Annotated in this window: 14 protein-coding genes; 11 read left to right on the top strand and 3 right to left on the bottom strand. The window is 47.0% G+C overall.

The genetic code is table 11. The features are described 5' to 3' along the window. Positions 1–124 precede the first annotated feature (124 nt). The 6 genes from FBF61_RS08425 to FBF61_RS08445 all read left to right on the top strand — a co-directional run bounded on the left by FBF61_RS08425 (position 125) and on the right by FBF61_RS08445 (position 9,604). Entirely contained in the window at positions 125–3,244 is a 3,120-nt protein-coding gene (locus tag FBF61_RS08425; protein ID WP_138476758.1) for a SusC/RagA family TonB-linked outer membrane protein, read from the top strand. 18 nt (positions 3,245–3,262) lie between these two features. Continuing rightward, entirely contained in the window at positions 3,263–4,492 is a 1,230-nt protein-coding gene (locus FBF61_RS08430; RefSeq protein WP_229214961.1) for a RagB/SusD family nutrient uptake outer membrane protein, read from the top strand. A gap of 30 nt (positions 4,493–4,522) precedes the next feature. Next, positions 4,523–4,720, top strand: a complete 198-nt coding sequence (locus FBF61_RS35035) for a RagB/SusD family nutrient uptake outer membrane protein (RefSeq protein WP_229214962.1) — start codon at positions 4,523–4,525, stop codon at positions 4,718–4,720. A 72-nt stretch (positions 4,721–4,792) separates the two neighbouring features. Continuing rightward, entirely contained in the window at positions 4,793–6,238 is a 1,446-nt protein-coding gene (locus FBF61_RS08435) for a sulfatase family protein (RefSeq protein ID WP_138476759.1), read from the top strand. Between the two features lie 16 nt (positions 6,239–6,254). Next, entirely contained in the window at positions 6,255–8,081 is a 1,827-nt protein-coding gene (locus FBF61_RS08440) for a sulfatase-like hydrolase/transferase (RefSeq protein ID WP_138476760.1), read from the top strand. Beyond that, entirely contained in the window at positions 8,078–9,604 is a 1,527-nt protein-coding gene (locus tag FBF61_RS08445) for a sulfatase family protein (RefSeq protein WP_138476761.1), read from the top strand. The genes FBF61_RS08440 and FBF61_RS08445 overlap by 4 nt, the downstream gene beginning before the upstream one ends. An 8-nt stretch (positions 9,605–9,612) precedes the next feature. Here FBF61_RS08445 and FBF61_RS08450 read toward each other — a convergent pair whose 3' ends face one another. After that, positions 9,613–10,011, bottom strand: a complete 399-nt coding sequence (locus tag FBF61_RS08450) for a type II toxin-antitoxin system HicB family antitoxin (protein ID WP_138476762.1) — start codon at positions 10,009–10,011, stop codon at positions 9,613–9,615. Positions 10,012–10,352: 341 nt separating this feature from the next. Here FBF61_RS08450 and nhaA point away from each other — a divergent pair, with 341 nt between their 5' ends. From nhaA to FBF61_RS08480, 5 genes are all read left to right on the top strand, one after another. Beyond that, positions 10,353–11,549, top strand: a complete 1,197-nt coding sequence (gene nhaA, locus FBF61_RS08460; RefSeq protein WP_138476763.1) for a Na+/H+ antiporter NhaA — start codon at positions 10,353–10,355, stop codon at positions 11,547–11,549. A gap of 108 nt (positions 11,550–11,657) precedes the next feature. Continuing rightward, on the top strand, positions 11,658–12,506 hold the full coding sequence (locus tag FBF61_RS08465) for a universal stress protein (RefSeq protein ID WP_138476764.1): 849 nt from the start codon (positions 11,658–11,660) through the stop codon (positions 12,504–12,506). A gap of 44 nt (positions 12,507–12,550) precedes the next feature. Continuing rightward, positions 12,551–13,366, top strand: coding sequence for a universal stress protein (locus FBF61_RS08470; protein WP_138476765.1), 816 nt, complete (start codon positions 12,551–12,553; stop codon positions 13,364–13,366). Between the two features lie 137 nt (positions 13,367–13,503). Further along, entirely contained in the window at positions 13,504–14,337 is an 834-nt protein-coding gene (locus FBF61_RS08475) for a universal stress protein (RefSeq protein ID WP_138476766.1), read from the top strand. 209 nt (positions 14,338–14,546) lie between these two features. Beyond that, positions 14,547–15,452, top strand: coding sequence for an RpnC/YadD family protein (locus tag FBF61_RS08480; RefSeq protein ID WP_138476767.1), 906 nt, complete (start codon positions 14,547–14,549; stop codon positions 15,450–15,452). Between the two features lie 19 nt (positions 15,453–15,471). On the opposite strand, the gene FBF61_RS08485 is transcribed toward FBF61_RS08480, so the two are convergent. Then, a complete protein-coding gene (locus FBF61_RS08485) occupies positions 15,472–17,532 on the bottom strand; it encodes a hypothetical protein (protein WP_138476768.1) in 2,061 nt (686 codons plus the stop codon). Then, positions 17,523–18,080 (bottom strand): hypothetical protein, encoded by a 558-nt coding sequence (locus tag FBF61_RS08490; protein ID WP_138476769.1) that lies wholly within the window; start codon positions 18,078–18,080, stop codon positions 17,523–17,525. Before FBF61_RS08490 ends, FBF61_RS08485 begins: the two co-directional genes overlap by 10 nt. Positions 18,081–18,316: the final 236 nt, after the last annotated feature.

The raw sequence follows: 18,316 nt of genomic DNA on the forward strand, positions 1-18,316 counted from the left end.
TATTTGCAATAAAACCGTTCTGCGACAAGAAAAAAATTGAGCCGGTAAGCTTGTAACTTCAGATTCATTAAATTTACTTTGTCTATATACTTTATAGAATACTACTCTTATAACTCACCTTAACATGATTCAAAAATTACGACCGCTGTTTTATGGCAGGTTCGCCTGGCCGGTTATTATCCTGGCAATGATTTTCACATTGCGATCTCATGCCCAGTCGCTTACGATCAAAGGAAGGGTCACTTCCTCGGCGGATCAGAGCGCTTCTCCGGGTATCAATGTGATCCTGAAAAATACTACGAACGGCACCACCACAAATGCCGACGGTTTCTACGAAATACAGGCTCCTGAGAATGGAACGCTCGTTTTTTCAGGTATCGGCTATCAGTCCCGCGAAATCCAGATCAACAATCAGAGCACAATCAATGTAGTACTTTCGATTGATACCAAACAGCTGAGCGAAGTGGTCGTGGTCGGCTATGGTACACAGAAAAAAAGTGATGTTACGGGCGCGGTCGGTTCGGTTAAAATGGACCGTGAAATTACCAGTCGTCCCATCGTAGAGCTCGGGCAGGCTTTGTACGGCAAAATTCCTGGCGTACAGGTTTTAACCAGCAACGGCCGGCCGGGAACATCCTCCACGATCCAGATCCGGGGAATCAATTCGGTGTCGGCAAGCAGCTCTCCGTTGATCGTGATCGACGGTATGCCGATACCCAATTACGACCTCAACCTGCTGAGCGCGGGCGACATCGAATCCATGGAAGTACTCAAAGATGCCTCTTCAGCAGCCATATACGGTTCGCGCGGCGCAAACGGGGTGATCCTGATCACCACCAAAAGCGGCAAAGAGGGAAAAACAAAATTCAATGTCAACTACTCTTACGGCTTCCAGAAAGTGATCGACAAGATCAAGGTCATGAATTCCGCCGAATATGCGCAGGCTTCCATCGACGCGGCACAAAACGGATGGATCGAAAGCGGCGGCGACCCCAATGCGCCGAATACTTTTGAAGCCCGGAAACAATACAAATACACCTGGCCTACTGTTTTTGACAATCCTCCCAGTCTTGAAAATACCAACTGGCAGGATCAGATTTTCAGAACGGCGCCCATGCAGAGAATCGAGCTGAATGCCAGCGGCGGCAATACCAAAACCAATTTTATGGTATCGGCAGGATATGTGAAACAGCAGGGAATTGTGATCACGTCGGATTATAAAAAGTATACTTTCAACATCAAGGCCAATTCGCAGATCAAGAACTGGCTGCAGATCGGCGGGATGCTCAATGTCAGCACCGATCATGAAAATGAGCCTTTTAACCGCACCGTGGAATGGGCGGTCCAGTACCCGACAATTTATCCGGTATATGGAAACAACGGCTACCTCGGCGCCCCGGCCAATACGCCTGGTTTTGAAAAATATGATGCAATCCTTTTCCGCCCCAAAAACGGCCACCCCCTGTACCAGATCACCGACGATATCCAGCACAGGCAGTTTAATAACCTCGGAAATGTATTTGCCCAGATCGATTTTATCCCTGGTCTGAAGTTCAGGTCTTCGCTGAATTTCTTTTACAACCGGATCGACAACAACAATTACCAGGCAGTGGATCACCAGCTGGGACCAACGTACTACACAGAAGGCATCATGACTGTAAACCAGTCGCGGACATTGAATTACACTTCGCAAAACCTGCTGACCTACGACAAAACTTTCAAAGACCATTCGTTCTCGGCACTGCTGGGCCTGGAATACAACAACAACGAATATTATTACACCAACCAGGAGCGTCGCGGCTACGATAATGATCTTTTGAAGTCGCTCAGCGCGGGAAAAACGGTTTTTCAGGCTGAGGATGATAAAACAAAAAGCATTCTGATCTCCTATTTTTCACGGCTCAATTATTCTTTCAAAGGAAGATATCTGCTTTCGGCCAGTATCCGCCGCGACGGTTCGTCCCGCTTTGGCCCCAACAACAAATGGGGTGTTTTCCCTTCGCTTTCGGGCGGCTGGATCGTGTCCGACGAAGCTTTCCTGAATACCAATAAGGTATTGAACAACCTGAAACTCCGCGCCAGCTACGGTTTTACAGGGAGTGACCGCTTTGCGGATTACAAATGGATCGGTTCCATGTCACAGGGCAGGGTAGCTTTCGGGAACGGTCTGGGCACCACCTATTATCCGGGAAGCATCACCAATCCGGACCTGGAATGGGAACGTACACAGCAGTTCAATGCAGGCCTGGATCTTGGTCTGCTGAGCAACCGGATCGTTTTTGAGGCGGATTATTATATTTCCAAATCCGACGGTTTGCTGCTGGATGTGCCGGTCCCGGTGGTTTCGGGCTTTACAAGTGTATTCAGAAATATCGGGAAACTGCAGAACAAAGGTTTTGAACTAAACCTTACCACCCATAACCTCAAAGGTGCGCTGGGCTGGACCTCCCAGCTGAATTTTTCCCGGAACAGGAACAAAGTACTGGCACTCGGAAAAGACAATGCGCCGATGATCTACCAGCCCGGGTTCGGAATGGAGTCGATCAATAAAGTGGGCGACCCGATATTCAGTTTTTATGGTTACAAATATGACGGCGTTTACATGAACCAGTCTGAGGTCGATGCGGATCCATCCCGATATAAATCCGCCAAACCGGGCGACGGACGGTATGTGGACATAAATAACGACGGCGTGCTCAATGCAAATGACCGCACCATTATCGGCAATTACACGCCCGATTTTATCTGGGGTTTCACCAACAACCTGACTTATAGAGGCTTCGACGTGAGTGTTCTGATCCAGGGCGTGCAGGGCAGCGATGTGTATGACAATAACATTCACCGCTCCATGCTTTACCATGAAGGACGGAATTATTACAAAGAAATGACCAACCGGTGGCGGTCCGAGCAGGAACCTGGCGACGGCCATCACTACAAGCTGACGGTTGACCTGGACGGGTATGAGAAAACGGCTTCCAGCTACTGGATCGTGGACGGTTCTTATTTCCGGGTCAAGAGCCTTACAGCCGGGTACACTTTTCCATCGGCGATACTGTCAAGATTGAACCTTGAATCGCTGCGGATCTATGTGAACGGGCAAAATCTTTTTACCCATAAAAACGCCCCGATTTTCGATCCGGAAAACTTCAACGGAAGTGCCACCAGCGCCACCGCACGCGGTGTTACCCACTCCCCTTATCCCTCGGCGAAGGTCTATACTTTCGGTGTCAACATTGGATTTTAAAAATATACTTTCAAGAACATGAAGCATTTCAAACAATATATCATCGGCACTTTCCTTGCTGTTTCAGCATTTTCATGCAGCGAAACCGAGCTTGACCAATACCCTGAAACCAAACTGACGGAAGGGAATTTCTATACTACCGAAGCCCAGATCATTCAGGCTGTCAACGACGTGTACCGCCAGCTGAACCGGACTTATGCGGCCAGCGGACTGGTGGATTTGTACGGGGAATTGTACTCGGACAATACCTACATCGAATTTTCGGGGGGAGCTACCACATTTGAGGACGACATTAAGGCTTTCAGAATACAGCCTAACAACGGCCTGATCCAGACTGCCTGGAACAACGCTTACAATTCGATCTACATCTGTAACAATGCTATCGAACAGCTTGAAAAAACAACAGTTCAATTCAGTAACCCTGCGCTGAAAGAGCGGCTGAAAGCGGAAGCGGTTTTTGTGCGTTCACTGATATTTTTCAATATGGCGCGGGTTTGGGGAGAAATTCCTTTGCCGCTGAAAGTCGTCAGTGCCGATGAAAGCTATACCTATTTACGCGAGAAAAAAGAGATTGTTTATCAGCAGATCATCACCGATCTGAAAAGCAGTAAAGCGGCATTGCCTGTGAGTTACTCAGTCGCGGATGTGGGCAGGCTCACCAAATATGCGGCTGCGGCAGTGCTCGCGGAAGTATACCTGACTATCGGTGATAAAACGAGCGCGGGGACTGAACTGAAAGAGATCATCGACAGCAAAGTTTATTCCCTGGATGCGAACAAGGATGGAAAAATCAACAGTGCCGACTATGCATTCAACTTTCAGCCAGGCACCAAAAACTCCCCTGAATCCATTCTCGAACTGCAATTTCTGGCCGGACAGAACGCTGTGAACAGCAACTATCAGCAAACTTACACACCCTATCACTGGGCTTTTCACCTGCCGGGAAGCACAGAAACTTTCCGCGGGACCGGTCTTAATACGCCTACGAAGGATCTGGTCAATGAATTTGAAGCGGCGGACAGCGTACGGAAAAACATATCGGTTTATCCGGGTTATCTCAATCTGGAGACGGGCACATTCGTGGAATATCCATTTACCCAAAAATTTTATGACCCCATCTGGCGCTACCCCGGTCAGAACTTCGAGCTGATCCGCTATGCGGACGTTCTTCTGTCTTATTCAGAAGTAACCGGCGACCCGGCCTATCTGAACCAGGTGCGTGAGCGCGTGGGGCTGCCGGGATTCTGAAAGAAAGGTTATCCTGCCCAATACAGCACATTGGCACTGGCCATCGAGCACGAGCGACGAACTGAGCTCAGTTTTGAATTTCACAGGTTTTTTGATTTGGTGCGCACCGGCCGGGCTGTTGAAGTACTGAAAGCAAAAGGTTTTAACATCACCGAGAGCAAACTGCATTTCCCGATCCCGCAGAGCGCAATCGATGTTAATCCAAAACTTACGCAGAATACCTATTAGAAAAGCCACTGCGAGTAGCTTTAAAAATTGAACAGCGTTTTCTAAACAGCCGCAGCGCGGCAAACCATATCTATGGCAAAATATGTGGCAGTAATGCTGGTCATGGTGATGACAGGCTTTGCAAAAATATCGGCTCAAAGTACACCGAATATCATCTTCATTATCGCGGATGATGTTAGCTGGGACGATATCGGTACGTACGGGAACACCAAAATCAAAACGCCGAACCTGGACAAACTTGCGAAAGACGGCATCAAGTTTACGAATATGTACCTGACGGCGAGCTCATGCAGTCCGAGCCGTACCAGCATACTCACCGGCAGGTACCCACACAATACGGGTGCCGCCGAGCTGCATACGCCTCTGCCTGCGCACCTGAAATTTTTCCCTGAACTGCTGAAACAAAATGGGTATTTTTCGGCCCTGGTGGGAAAATGGCACGAAGGCCCGGCGACGAAAAGAGCCTATGATACCTTGCTCGTAGACCGCGCCGCCAATGGCGAGGGCGCGGAGGAACAATGGGTGAACCTGCTGAAATCGAGACCAAAAAACAAACCCTTTTTCTTCTGGCTGGCACCGCTGGATGCACACAGACCGTGGTCGAAGAAAACGGCGGGGCATGTGCATAATCCTGATACGGAGATCATTGTGCCGCCAACATTGGCAGATACCAAAGAAACCAGGCTGGACCTGGCGGCTTATTACAATGAGATCTCAAACCTGGATCACTATGTGGGACTGCTGCAAAAAGAACTGGAAAGGCAAGGCATTGCCGATAACACCCTCATTATTTTCACAGCTGACAACGGCAGACCTTTTCCGGGAAGCAAGACCCGGCTTTATGATGCGGGTGTAAAAACTCCGTTCATTGTAAAATGGCCAAAAGGGATCAAAGCCGGACAAACCTGCCAAAGCCTGGTCAGCAGCATCGATATCGCTCCTACTTTGCTGGAACTCAGCGGGACAAAAACACCAGAAACAGTTCAGGGGAAGAGCTTTGTGAGCCTTTTTAAAACACCTGATAAAGAATTCAGAAAATACGTTTTCGCCGAGCACAACTGGCATGATTATGCCGCCTACGAACGCTCGGTGCGCAGTAAGGATTTTTTGTATGTGATCAATAAAAGGACTGATTTCGATAACGGCGGGCCTATCGACGCGAACCAGAGCCCTTCTGCAAAGGCATTGAAAGCGGCAAAAGCAAGCGGAAAACTTACGGCACTCCAGAAAGACGTTTTCCTGACGCCGCGCCCCGCCCAAGAATTTTTTGACAACTTCAAAGACCCGCTGCAATCACAGAATGAAATACAGAACAAAACATACGCCGCACCCTTGTCGGAACTGCAAAAGGTGTTAAAAAAATGGCAGGAGGAAACCGGCGACACTGTGCCTGAAAACCTTACCCCAGATTGGTACGACCGGGAAACAGGAAAGGCTTTACCAGAAAAAGACAAGAGAGGAGAAATGCCCGGAAGTGCGAAAAAAGCAGACCATATCAATGCAAAAGGACCTTTCTGATCCACAAAACCTTATCATGAAAAAACAATTTTTAGTACTTTTCGCCTTATTGCTGGCATTCGTCAAAACCTACGGACAGAAGCAGGACAGGCCTAACATCCTCTGGATCGTGAGCGAGGACAACAGCCCTTTTCTGGGATGCTACGGCGATACTTTCGCAACGACGCCCAACCTTGACAATTTTGCCAAACAAGGCATCCTTTATAAAAATGCATTTGCGACCGCACCGGTGTGTGCGCCTTCCCGGTCCACGCTCATCACCGGGATGTACCCGCCTTCTATGGGTACCGAGCACATGCGCAGCACTTATCCGGTGCCCGATTTTGTCAAATTTTTCCCGCGTTATTTCAGAGAAAACGGCTATTATACCTCGAATAATGCCAAGAAAGACTACAATACCATCGACCAGACCGAAGCCTGGGACGAGTCGAGCAACAAGGCTACTTATAAAAACCGGAAACCAGGCCAGCCTTTTTTTGCGGTTTTCAATCTCAATGTTTCGCATGAAAGCGGCATACACGTTTCCGTGCCTACCGAGAAGCTGAAACACGATCCGGAAAAAGTACCGCTGCCTCCCTATCACCCCAAAACACCGGAAATGAAACACGACTGGGCACAATACTATGACAAACTGGAAGAAATGGACCGGCAGGCGGGAGAACTTCTGAGGGAGCTGGAAAAAGAAGGGCTGGCGGAAAACACCATTGTTTTTTACTATGCCGACAACGGGGGCATACTGGGGCGCAGCAAACGTTTTGTTTACGAATCCGGCTTAAAAATACCGCTGATCATCCGTTTTCCCGAGCAGTTTTCATCACTTGCTCCCGGAAAGCCAGGCACAGCCACGGACAGGATCGTTACTTTCAATGATTTCGCGCCCACGGTTTTGAGCCTCGCAGGGATTACAATTCCTTCCTATATCCAGGGAAAAGCGTTTCTTGGCAAACAACAGGTAAAAGAAAGAGCATATGCCTACGGTTTCCGGGGCAGAATGGACGAGCGCACTGATTTATCCAGGACAGTCCGCGATAAGAAATACAGGTATATCCGTAATTACCTCCCGCATAAAATTTCGGCCCAATACCTTGAATATCTCTGGAAAGCGCCCTCGATGCCTTCCTGGGAGGCTGAGTTTAAAGCCGGCAGGTTAAATGATGTTCAAAAACAATTCTGGCTGGAAAAACCTTCGGAGCAACTGTTTGATATTGAAAAAGATCCGCACAATATCCATAACCTGGCTGGTGACCCGAAATACAAAGATGTACTGCTCAAACTCCGCAAGGCCAACCACGACTGGGTTATCGAATCTCAGGACGTCGGATTTATTCCCGAAGCCTTGTTAAGCAAAATTTCAGAAACCACGCCCTTGTACGATTATGCGAGAAGCGGGCGATATGACTTAAAAAAAGTGATAGAAACAGCCGAAATCGCTTCATCCCGGGAAAAATCGAAACTCCCCGAAATAATAAAACGACTAAGCGACAATGATCCCGTAGTCCGGTACTGGGCGGTGATCGGTACCATTGTCCTGAAAAATGAAGCGGTTTCTGCCAAATCCAGATTGAATGAACTGCTGAACGACCCGGAGATCAGCGTGCGCATTGCAGCATCAGAATCCTTGCTCAACCTGGGTGAAACCGAGAAACCGGTGCAGACATTGAGCGAAGCCCTGAAAAGTGAAAACCAGATGGCGCGGGTCCAGGCGCTGAATGTGCTGGAAACCATCGGTACAAAAGCCAAACCTTCCTTTCAGAATGTCCGCAACCTCCTGAAAGGCAACCCGAAGGATTCGGACTATGATGTGCGGGCCGCAAAAAAGATACTGGACGAAGCTGAAAAATGAAAACGACATCAAAATACAAATATCTGCTCGGGCTGATTTTAGTCGCTGTCGCACTCATTTCTGCAAAAAAACAGGAAGGGAAAATAGCGGACAAGAGACCGAATATCCTTTTCGTCATTGCCGACGACCAATCGTATCCTTATACCGGAGCTTACGGCGACCCGGCGGCGAAAACACCGAATTTTGACCGTATTGCCAGGGAGGGGGTATTGTTTACCAATGCTTTTGCCGCTTCTCCCGGGTGTAGTCCGTCGCGCGCGGCGCTGCTGACAGGCCTTAATTGCTGGCAGATCAAGGAAGCCGGAACACACGCCAGCAGCTTTCCGGCGGAATTCCAGGTATTCCCCGATTTACTGGAAAAAGCAGGTTACACTGTGGGCCACACCGGCAAAGGCTGGGGGCCCGGGGATTTTAAGGCTTCCGGAAGAACCAGAAACCCGGCCGGTGATGCATTTCTGGACAAAAAGCTGGATGCTCCGAAAGGAATTTCCAACGTAGACTATGCAGCAAATTTTCAGGATTTTTATACCAAAAAAGAAAAAGGCAAACCTTTCTTTTTCTGGCTGGGCACCCACGAGCCGCACCGTACCTACCAGAAAGGCATAGGCGCCGCGAACGGATTTGAAATCAAAAAAGCACAAGTCCCGCCGTTCCTGCCCGATGTTCCGGAAGTGAGAAGCGACATTCTCGACTACCTCTACGAAATCCAATGGTTTGATACACAGCTCGGAAAAGTAATTGCTCAGCTTGAACAGTCCGGCGAACTGGACAATACGCTGATTGTGGTAACGGCTGATAACGGCATGTCTTTCCCCAGGGCCAAGGCGAATGTGTATGAATATGGTATCCATGTTCCGCTGGCCGTCCGCTGGGGCGATGAGATCAGGAAAGGCGTAAAGGCCCAGGATCTCGTCAGCCTGATCGACGTGTATGCGACCTTTCTGGAAGTGGGGAAAGCAAGTTTTCCGGAATACAAAACCGAGAGCAAAAGTCTGCTGCCACTATTAAAATCGGGAAAAAGTAACAGGAACGCCGTTTTTTCTTCCCGTGAGCGGCATTCATCTTCACGGTATAACAATTTGGGTTACCCGCAACGCTGCATCCGTACTGCCCAGTATTTGTATATCAAAAATTACAAACCCGAAAGGTGGCCAGCCGGAGACCCGCAAAAATATGATGCGAACGGAAAACTGGAAGCGCCCAATACTGCATTTCATGACATCGACGAGTCGGCCGGCAACATTGTGATCCGCGAATGGCAGGACCCGAAAATCGCGCCCTACTTTCATCTGGCTACGGACAAGCGCCCGGCAGAGGAATTTTACGACATCATCAAAGATCCCGGCTGCCTGAAAAACCTGATCGCCGACAAAAGCTACGCCTTGCAAATCACTCAACTCAGGTCTGAGCTCAAAACCTACCAGCTCGCCACCAAAGATCCCCGCGAAACCGGGAATGGCGATTACCTGGAATCTTTTCCGAGATTGAATGGAGAAGTGAGGAGTTTTCCGGCGGTGGAGTGAGGTTATCTTTATAACTCCAAAGCCAGTAATTCACTCCCAAGCGAGTGCAGGGCTTCCTCTATTTTTTTACGCTGATTGGGACGCGGCTTTTTCAGACCAGTGGCATAGTGACTCAACTGCCGCTGGTTAATGCCTGTGATACGTTCCAGCGCTGCACTCGTGAAGATTCCTTTATAATATGCGATCAGGCTTTCTACATCCATCTTCCAGACAATCTGATACTCCTCCTTTAAGACCGCCGGAATATTTTCATCCTTATTGTATTCCTTTATAAGCTGTATCGCGTCCAAAATGGATTGTCTCGCTTCGGCAACAGAATTGCCACCGCCCCATATTCCCGGCACATCTTCTGCATAAGCGCCGTAATTATCTGTACTTCTGCCGATTACAACCCTGATTGTTTTCATTGCTTGTTATATTATATCCAAATACCGGCAACTAAAAATTCGTCCGTTTATTTTCGTTTAAGTCTCATTTCCTTAATCATCCGTTTTCTCAACGGCTCAAAAACTGCATCCGGTCCATGAAAAGGAACCGGATAAACACGTCCATCCTTCTCATAAAGATAAATGGCTCCCTTGTCCGGATATGAATCCAACCATTTCTCCTGACTATTCTGTGAAACTCACTCGACTCATGAAAGATATAGCATGTGTATGTCAACAAAGGTATTGAAACTAATACTATTTCAGTAATTCAAGTATTCCAAAATGATGGCTGCATCACTTTTTTCCCTAGTTTTACCATTATGCCAAAATCTTTCAACCTTAATTCTTTTAAAGAGTTCTTCAGGTCCAGCTCCGTCGGCGGGATGATTCTGATTGTCTGTGTATTCATTTCGCTTGCAGTTGCGAATAGTCCGGCGGGGCCGGTTTTTGAAAAATTGCTTGCTGTTGAACTAGGTGCGGAAATCGCAGGTATCCATTTACGCTACCCGGTGATTCTGTGGATCAACGATGGCCTAATGGCCATATTTTTTCTGCTGGTTGGGCTGGAAATCAAGAGGGAACTGATAGAAGGAGAACTATCTTCCTTCAAAAAAGCGTCTCTCCCGATCTTTGCCGCTCTGGGCGGGGTACTGGCGCCTGCTGCCATTTATTTTGGATTCAATGCAGGCACGGAAACGGCTCCCGGCTGGGGAATACCGATGGCTACCGACATAGCTTTCGCCATCGCGATCATTTCCATGCTCGGCAAAAGAGTCCCTTCCTCCCTGAAGATCTTCCTCTCCGCTCTGGCGATTGTGGACGATTTGATGGCTATACTGGTGATCGCTGTATTTTACTCTTCCGATATCCATTATATGTTCCTTTTGTACGCAGGCGGAATTTTCCTTTTCCTGCTGCTGCTCAACAAACTGGGCGTTAAAAATCTTGCTGCTTACCTCATTCCTGGTCTTTTTATCTGGTATTTTATCCACCATTCGGGTGTGCATGCCACCATCGCAGGTGTCCTCACCGCATTTGCGATACCTACCACGCCTGACGCAACCGAGTCATCGCTGGAAAAGCTGGAACACCTGCTGGTGAACCCGGTTAATTTTATCATTATGCCCATTTTTGCACTTGCCAATACCAATATCACCTTCGAACCGGCAATGATCACAGGACTGACGACCTCTCTTGGTCTTGGGATAATTGTGGGGCTCGTGGTCGGGAAACCACTCGGGATCACACTTTTTTCGTGGATCGCCGTCATGCTTGGTTTTGGAAAAATGCCGAAAAATGCCAATTGGAAACATATCATGGGTACCGGCATGCTGGGTGGCATCGGCTTTACAATGTCGATTTTCATTGCGCTTCTGTCGTTCAGCGGCAATAACCTGATCCTGGCTGAGGCAAAGTTTGCCATCCTTACGGCCTCCGTGATCTCCGGCCTGATTGGCTATCTGTGGCTGGCCCAGGTGCAAAAAAGAACACAGAAACCCACTGCGCCAAAAGTATGACCAAGGTCATTTTTTACAGGGTAAAATGTCACCATTTTTTGTGTCCGGATGAAGTAATTTGCGATAATTAAAAAATTACGCAACGGTTATAAATCCATTACCCTGACCATGAAAAAGATCCTAGTTCCATGTGATTTCTCAGACACGGCCAAACAAGCCTATAAATTTGCCCTCGACATTGCCTCTCAAAATGAAGGCGAAATTGTTGTTCTAAAAATCATTGACCTGATCCCGAGATACATCGAAAACCTGGATGCAAGCCCTTTTTATACCGGGTCCGGATCGGTTGTGGCGGAGTTGAAGGCTGAGGCAAAAAGGGATTTCGAAAAGTTGAACGGAACCATTGATACTAAAAATGTCCCCGTGAAATTCGTCGTTTCACAAGGCACAGTCAGCCAGACCATCCTGAAAGAAATACACAAGCAAAGCGCAGACATTGTAGTGATGGGGACCAGAGGCGCAAGCGGTCTGAGGGAATTGCTGGTAGGCTCCAATACGGAAAAGATTGTCAGGGTCGCACCAGTGCCGGTTTTTGCGATCCACCGGGCGACGCAGGTAGCCAGGATCAAAAATATTGTATTCCCTACCAATCTGGATCTGACCCAAAGTACGCTGATCCAGAAAATAAAAGGCCTGCAGTCCTTTTTTAAGGCAACGCTCCGCATATTATATGTCAAAACGCCTTCAGAGCGGACGACGGATAGGGAAATGAAAGTCAGCCTTGAAAACTATGCGCAGTTTTATGGCTTGGAGAATTTTTCCGTCCATATCAGCCACGAAGCCAATGAACAGGCCGGAATTCTCAAATTTTCAGCCAGAACAGGAAATTCCATTGTGGCAATGGCTACCAGTGGTCATACCGGGCTGACCCACTATATGGTCGGCAGTATCGCAGAGGATGTTGTCAATCATGCTCACGAGCCTGTCTGGACGTATTCCGCCAGAACCAGCGAGTAGCTGTCGCGAGGTTAAAATTGGTTGTGAAAGTATTATTTTAAAGGATGAACAGGATTCTTGTACCGTGCAATTTTTCAGCCTGCTGTGAAAATGCGATCCGTTTTGCGGCTGAAATTGCAGGCCGTAGCGGAGCCGAAATAATCCTGTTGACGGTGGTTAGTGAAGTAGAGAAAACCGGCCTACCGGATGAAAAAGCAGCGGCCGATGCATCCGCAGAAGCAACGGAAAAATTCGGTCAAATGATGAAAAACTTCCCTGACCTGAAACGCGTACGGCATCAGATCAGAAGAGGCAAGAGATTGCCGACGATACTGAGCTGTATAACCCGCGAAAAAATAAACCTGGTCGTCATGGGCACGAAAGGCTCACGGGGCTGGGACCAGTTTTTCATGGGCTCCAATATTGAAAAGGTGGTACGTACTTCCCCGGTACCGGTATTTGCTGTTAAAAACCCTGTTTCGCCCCATGCGATCAGAAATATCGTTTTCCCCTGCAACCTGAAAAACAATCAGTTAAGGCTGGTGTCCAAAATTAAGGACCTGCAAAAATTGTTTAATGCCCGTCTTCACATCCTGCGCGTAAACCTCGGAAAGGAAGACGAAAACGCAGCTATTTACGACCAGCTGGCAGCTTACGCACTGCATCACCAGCTCACGAACTACACGCTGCATGTGCGAAGCCACGAAAATGAAAAAGATGGTATCATTCAGTTTTCGAGAGAAATAAATGCAGATATGATCGCGATGGCGACCCACGGAAACCGCGATCTGAATAAAATGTATGTCGAAAGCATCTCAGCCGACGTGGTCAACCATAGCAGTATCCTGACGTGGACATGCAGTACCGGCAGCAAGGCCTGATCAGAACCGGCAGATTGAAGTCAATGAAAATCCTGACTGCGGTCATATTTAAAACAGCATTTTAGCGGAAACTTAGCATCGTCATTGAGCCCCACATCGCCACAAAGCTCAATGTGTAAACCGATAATATTGAGATCATGAAAACCATCCTTATTCCCGTTGACTTTTCCGAAAATGCTGAAAAAGCGATTGCTGCCGCAAAAATTATTGCCGCCGAAACCGGTTCGAAATTGCTCCTGATGTATGTATACCAACCCTATGTTACAGACATTGCTATCACTGAACCCATCAGCTCTCTGCCCATTTACCAACAGCTTGAAGACTCGTACCGAAAGCAATTGGACAAATATGTGGCTGACGCGATCGCTGAGGGTTTCAATGCAGACAGTGCCTGGAAGTCCGATGGCATTCATGCTGCAATTATCAGTCAGGCCAAAGAAAGCAAGGCCGACCTGATCGTAATGGGCCGCACCGGAAAAGGTGGGTTTCTGGACAAACTCATTGGAAGTTCTGCCACCGGCGTGGCTCTGGATGCGCCATGTCCTGTTCTGATCGTACCGCCTCAGAGCTCCATCCAAAAATTTAAAAAAATAATATATGCTACGCAGCTCGAGTATGAAGAAAATGACCTGATTTTACAGGCTATCGGTTTCGGAAAAAGATTGGGTGCCCGCATAACATTCCTGAAAGTCAACTCCAGAACTCAGCCTGACATCCAATCCGACGAACAATACATCAGCGAGATCACCGCCGAACTGGACATTCCAACATCGGATATAGTGATACGCAACAGCAACGGCATTTTAAGCGGAATCGAAGACTATTGCGACGAAGTACAAGCCGACCTGCTGATCGTTTCCTCCCGGCACCGGAGCTTTCTGGAAGAGTACCTGATCAATCCCAGCCTGACTAAAAAGCTGGTGGTGCGCACGCACCTGCCGCTTCTGGTATATCACCTGCGCGAAGATTGAGCATATATCTACCCAACTGGCTGGCGAGGAACACCAAACGTATTCGGACCTTTCTGACGCTTTTGATTATTCTGATAACCCTTTTGTGAATTTGGAGAGATAGCGCAGAAAGCTGGTTAATAATGCTATTAAATCACCGTTCGCTCACTCAATCCTTCCTGAGGAAAACTAGTACCTTCTCAGACCGGTTATCGTTCTATTTTTACCAGATGCGAAAAAAGAACGATATACTACTTAAAAGTGCATTCGAAGAAGCATTTGCAGAACTCTTACGCTTCTTCTTCCCGGAAGCGGATTCGATCTTCGATTTTTCCAGAGAATTCGAATTTCTGGATAAAGAGCTGAATGAAATGTTCCCCGAATTGCAAAGAAACGGGGGAAGCCGTTTTGTGGATATGCTGGTAAAAGTGTTTTCAATCACCGGCAACGAAAAATACGTCCTGCTGCATATTGAAATACAGGCACAAAGCGATCCGTATTTTGGCAAACGGATGTTCCAGTACTTTTATCGTATCTACGATCGCTACGACATTCCGGTAACGGCACTCGCAATTTTCACCGGGGGAAAGCCGACAAATAAATGTTCAGTATTTGATTACCATTTTCTGGATACCTGTTTACAATATAAATACAAGGCCTTCCATATTTTGGATTATAGCGAACAGGAGTTGCTCGCCATGGACAACCCTTTCAGCCTGATCGTCTTGGCGGCTCAAAAAGTTCTTGCAGCTGACAAAATACCGGAAGTCGAACTGGCAGAACAGCGACTCATGCTGGCAAGGATTATGATCAATAGTAAAAAATACAATCGTGACAGGATCAGGCGCTTTCTGTACTTTCTAAAGACATTTATCTACATTGATAATGCTGAATTAAATAGTAAATTTGATCAACAAATCGCACTATTAACTAACAATGTAAACACAATGGGGATTATTGAAACTATTCAGATGCTGACACTTGAAGAAGGGATCGAGAAAGGACTTGAACAAGGGAAAACCACTTTTGTTAAAAACCTTCTTCTGAACACCGACTTCGGCATAGCCAAAATCGCGGCGCTTGCAGATACCGATGAGGCTTTCGTGAAAGCCGTACAGGCCGAAATCAGAAATTAAGATTTCGATATCAACCTTTTCACCGGAAACGCACGCCGAAATCCAGGCCTAGCCGTCTGAACCTTCCATCGATTTTTGTTGCGCCAGGTTCCAGATTACGGCCGCTGTACAGACCACCCATTCCATAGCTTCCGCTGGCTTCCACAAAAAAACCGAAATGTTTTTTCTGCATTTCCAGCCCGACCCCACCCTGCAGGGATGAAATCAGATTCTTCAACTTCCGCCGCCCCTGCACAACTTCCTGGGTAGAGTAATTTTCATACTCGTACATCAACGGAATAATTTCTTCCCGGCCTACTGAAAAATACGGACGGATCTTGTCCGGATTGGTATTAGAAGGATGTATTTTGATTTGCAGTGACAATCCGACACCGCCCAGACGATAAACGCCATCAGCATAGTCATCTGCATTGATCGTACGGTAACTCGTATATACATATTTTAACCCGGCGGAGATGTCAATCGGGTTATGATGGTCGATGAAAGAGAAATTAATCCCGCCCGTAGCCAGCGGTCCGTAGTCCATCTTCATACGCTGGCTGGCAATCTTGTACGAAGGTTGATTGACAGCAACTCCGGCAGTCAGCCCGAACCTGTAAATGGGCTTGATCCTCCGTGAACTCACTTCTTCCAGCCCCTTCTTAATTTCCTGTTCCTTACCAATTGTATAACAGGCATCAATTTTTGAAAGTTGCTGATATTTGACTCTTGCATCATCCAGTTTGCCCTCGTCCAAAAGCGCCTTGGCCTCGGCAAGCCCGGCAATAAAATTACGTTCTCCGACCTCCATTTTTTCAATGGCATTGAGCACACCCTGATTCAATCTGAGTATTTCTGACTTTTGACCACAGTCAGTTAATTCAAGCGAAATATCGTTCCATATTTTTCTCGCCTCCGCTATTTCGCAAGCTTTTATTTTTTGTTCAATTGAAATAATTCCGCTTTTGAAAAAATCAATTCCCGCACAGGGAGAGCCTCCTACTCCCCTGTCATTTCCGGCACCCAGTGCAATGCTCTCAAACTTCCGTGCAGCGGAATTATTCCCTGATTTTCTAGCCTGGTCTGCATATCCTACAAATGTCTTCGTCCTGTCGCGGCTGATACAAGTTAACAAACTTTGCCTGATATCATCCGGTAATTGCCTGACGGCCCGTACCATACTATCTACACTGAAATACGCACTCCTTACTGTTTCGGAATTTTCATTGCTCGATTTTAAAACACCGATCTTATATTGAATGCTTTTATATTGATTTAGAGTCGCAATTAATGGCTCAGAAAAAGAAAGCTGCGATTTGTTTTGATTGACGTAATTGAGAAGCAGGTCGGTTTCGCAATTATTTGCATAGCTTATCAAAGAATTTTTACCCTCAATTTCAGCTGTTACCTGTCTTACCTTTACTTCGACAAAATCAATGACCGGTACACCTTTGATCTTCCGGTAATTTTCCAGCAATTGTTTTTCCTGCTCAGGCCGCAGCCGGCCCATTTTCGATTGGAGGTATAGTTTCCCCCACTCCCGAAGTTCTTTTGTAATCTGTAGTCCTTCCTCGTACTGCTCTTTTAACGGGCCGGGAAAATCGGCTGCGTATTTTTTAGCCAGTGCATAATCTTTTTGCGCGCCCAGCGTATCCAGTTCTCTGAGTTTTTTCTGTCCTTGGTAAGCAAGTTCGGCAGCCAGGATGCGGCGATCGGGCTCCCTGGTGCGGAATGCACCGGCACCGGACATCTGTGTGATGCATTCCTCTATTCGCAGGTCAAAAACCGTAAGGCTGCCCACTCCGTCAAGGCCGCGGTGTTTTTTATAAACATTGACGGCTTCTGCATAACTCCCCGCTCTCTGTAACTTCTGGCCTTCGCTGTAAAGACGTTTGAGCGCGTGAGCCTGTTTCAGCCGAACATTGAAATTGGGCTGGTAGGCGCGGTAAAGTGTGATAGCCTCATCAAACCGCCCTGCTTCCAGTTTTTTACCAGCTTCCTCCCAAACTGCCCACAATTCGCCCGACTTCTTATCAGGCAATTGCGCTATACATGTATTAGACCATATTGCCGCACAGATCAGACCTATAATTATTCGCATACTTTCGGATTCGTGTTGGTTAAGGTCGCTGCGTACCGGTAATATTCGTTAGCAATGTGAAATAAATGAGGTGCATTCGCAGCTTTGAAAGCCTCGCATTTTTCGTCTCCCTGTTGATTGTATAATCGTGCAAGTTGATCGATCGAGAGATTTTTATTTGACTCGCTTAAAGATGCTATGTTATCGTCAGTATCAGGAACACGCACGGAATCCGTCTGCTGTTTTTTTCCGGTATTTACGGTCTGCGAAACGAAATTGGGATCTGTTTCTTTTTCAAATACATACCATTTTTGTAAATCTAATTTTTGTTGATTGGTCAAATTAATTCTGGATAGTTTTTGACCAATTGTGGATCTCCACTCTTCGTTTTCAGCAAGTTCATTTTCATATTCCTGCCAAACCCATTTTATCTCTCCGTACGATTTTGACTGCGCCAGTTTTTCATTTGCTATTTTAATTGCAGACGGCCTGCTGATCCGCCACACAATAAATGCCAATGCTAGCAGACAAACCAATGAAAAGCTAAGGAATTTGTATTTGTAAATCATATTGATAGGATTATTAACGGTAGAAATCCGAATGTTTTCAATCCGCAATTATGAAACATTTTGATTTTACCCAATAAACATATTTACGGTTTTCAACAAAGAATAGATTGATCAAAAGACAATATAGCTAACAAAATGTTACCCAAATATCATACCAGAATATCCGTCTTTAAAGTTGTATTTTCCGGGTAGAATTACTATCTAAAACTAGTTTCAAACAGCAATTAATTTATACT

Origin of the sequence: Dyadobacter bucti (assembly GCF_005869225.1) — a bacterium.
Lineage (GTDB): Bacteria > Bacteroidota > Bacteroidia > Cytophagales > Spirosomataceae > Dyadobacter > Dyadobacter bucti.

Coding starts and splice junctions, on each gene's coding strand:
- FBF61_RS08425 (WP_138476758.1), top strand. CDS start 125: ATGATTCAAAAATTACGACCGCTGTTTTATGGCAGGTTCGCCTGGCCG.
- FBF61_RS08430 (WP_229214961.1), top strand. CDS start 3,263: ATGAAGCATTTCAAACAATATATCATCGGCACTTTCCTTGCTGTTTCA.
- FBF61_RS08435 (WP_138476759.1), top strand. CDS start 4,793: ATGGCAAAATATGTGGCAGTAATGCTGGTCATGGTGATGACAGGCTTT.
- FBF61_RS08440 (WP_138476760.1), top strand. CDS start 6,255: ATGAAAAAACAATTTTTAGTACTTTTCGCCTTATTGCTGGCATTCGTC.
- FBF61_RS08445 (WP_138476761.1), top strand. CDS start 8,078: ATGAAAACGACATCAAAATACAAATATCTGCTCGGGCTGATTTTAGTC.
- FBF61_RS08450 (WP_138476762.1), bottom strand. CDS start 10,011: ATGAAAACAATCAGGGTTGTAATCGGCAGAAGTACAGATAATTACGGC.
- nhaA (WP_138476763.1), top strand. CDS start 10,353: ATGCCAAAATCTTTCAACCTTAATTCTTTTAAAGAGTTCTTCAGGTCC.
- FBF61_RS08465 (WP_138476764.1), top strand. CDS start 11,658: ATGAAAAAGATCCTAGTTCCATGTGATTTCTCAGACACGGCCAAACAA.
- FBF61_RS08470 (WP_138476765.1), top strand. CDS start 12,551: ATGAACAGGATTCTTGTACCGTGCAATTTTTCAGCCTGCTGTGAAAAT.
- FBF61_RS08475 (WP_138476766.1), top strand. CDS start 13,504: ATGAAAACCATCCTTATTCCCGTTGACTTTTCCGAAAATGCTGAAAAA.
- FBF61_RS08480 (WP_138476767.1), top strand. CDS start 14,547: ATGCGAAAAAAGAACGATATACTACTTAAAAGTGCATTCGAAGAAGCA.
- FBF61_RS08485 (WP_138476768.1), bottom strand. CDS start 17,532: ATGCGAATAATTATAGGTCTGATCTGTGCGGCAATATGGTCTAATACA.
- FBF61_RS08490 (WP_138476769.1), bottom strand. CDS start 18,080: ATGATTTACAAATACAAATTCCTTAGCTTTTCATTGGTTTGTCTGCTA.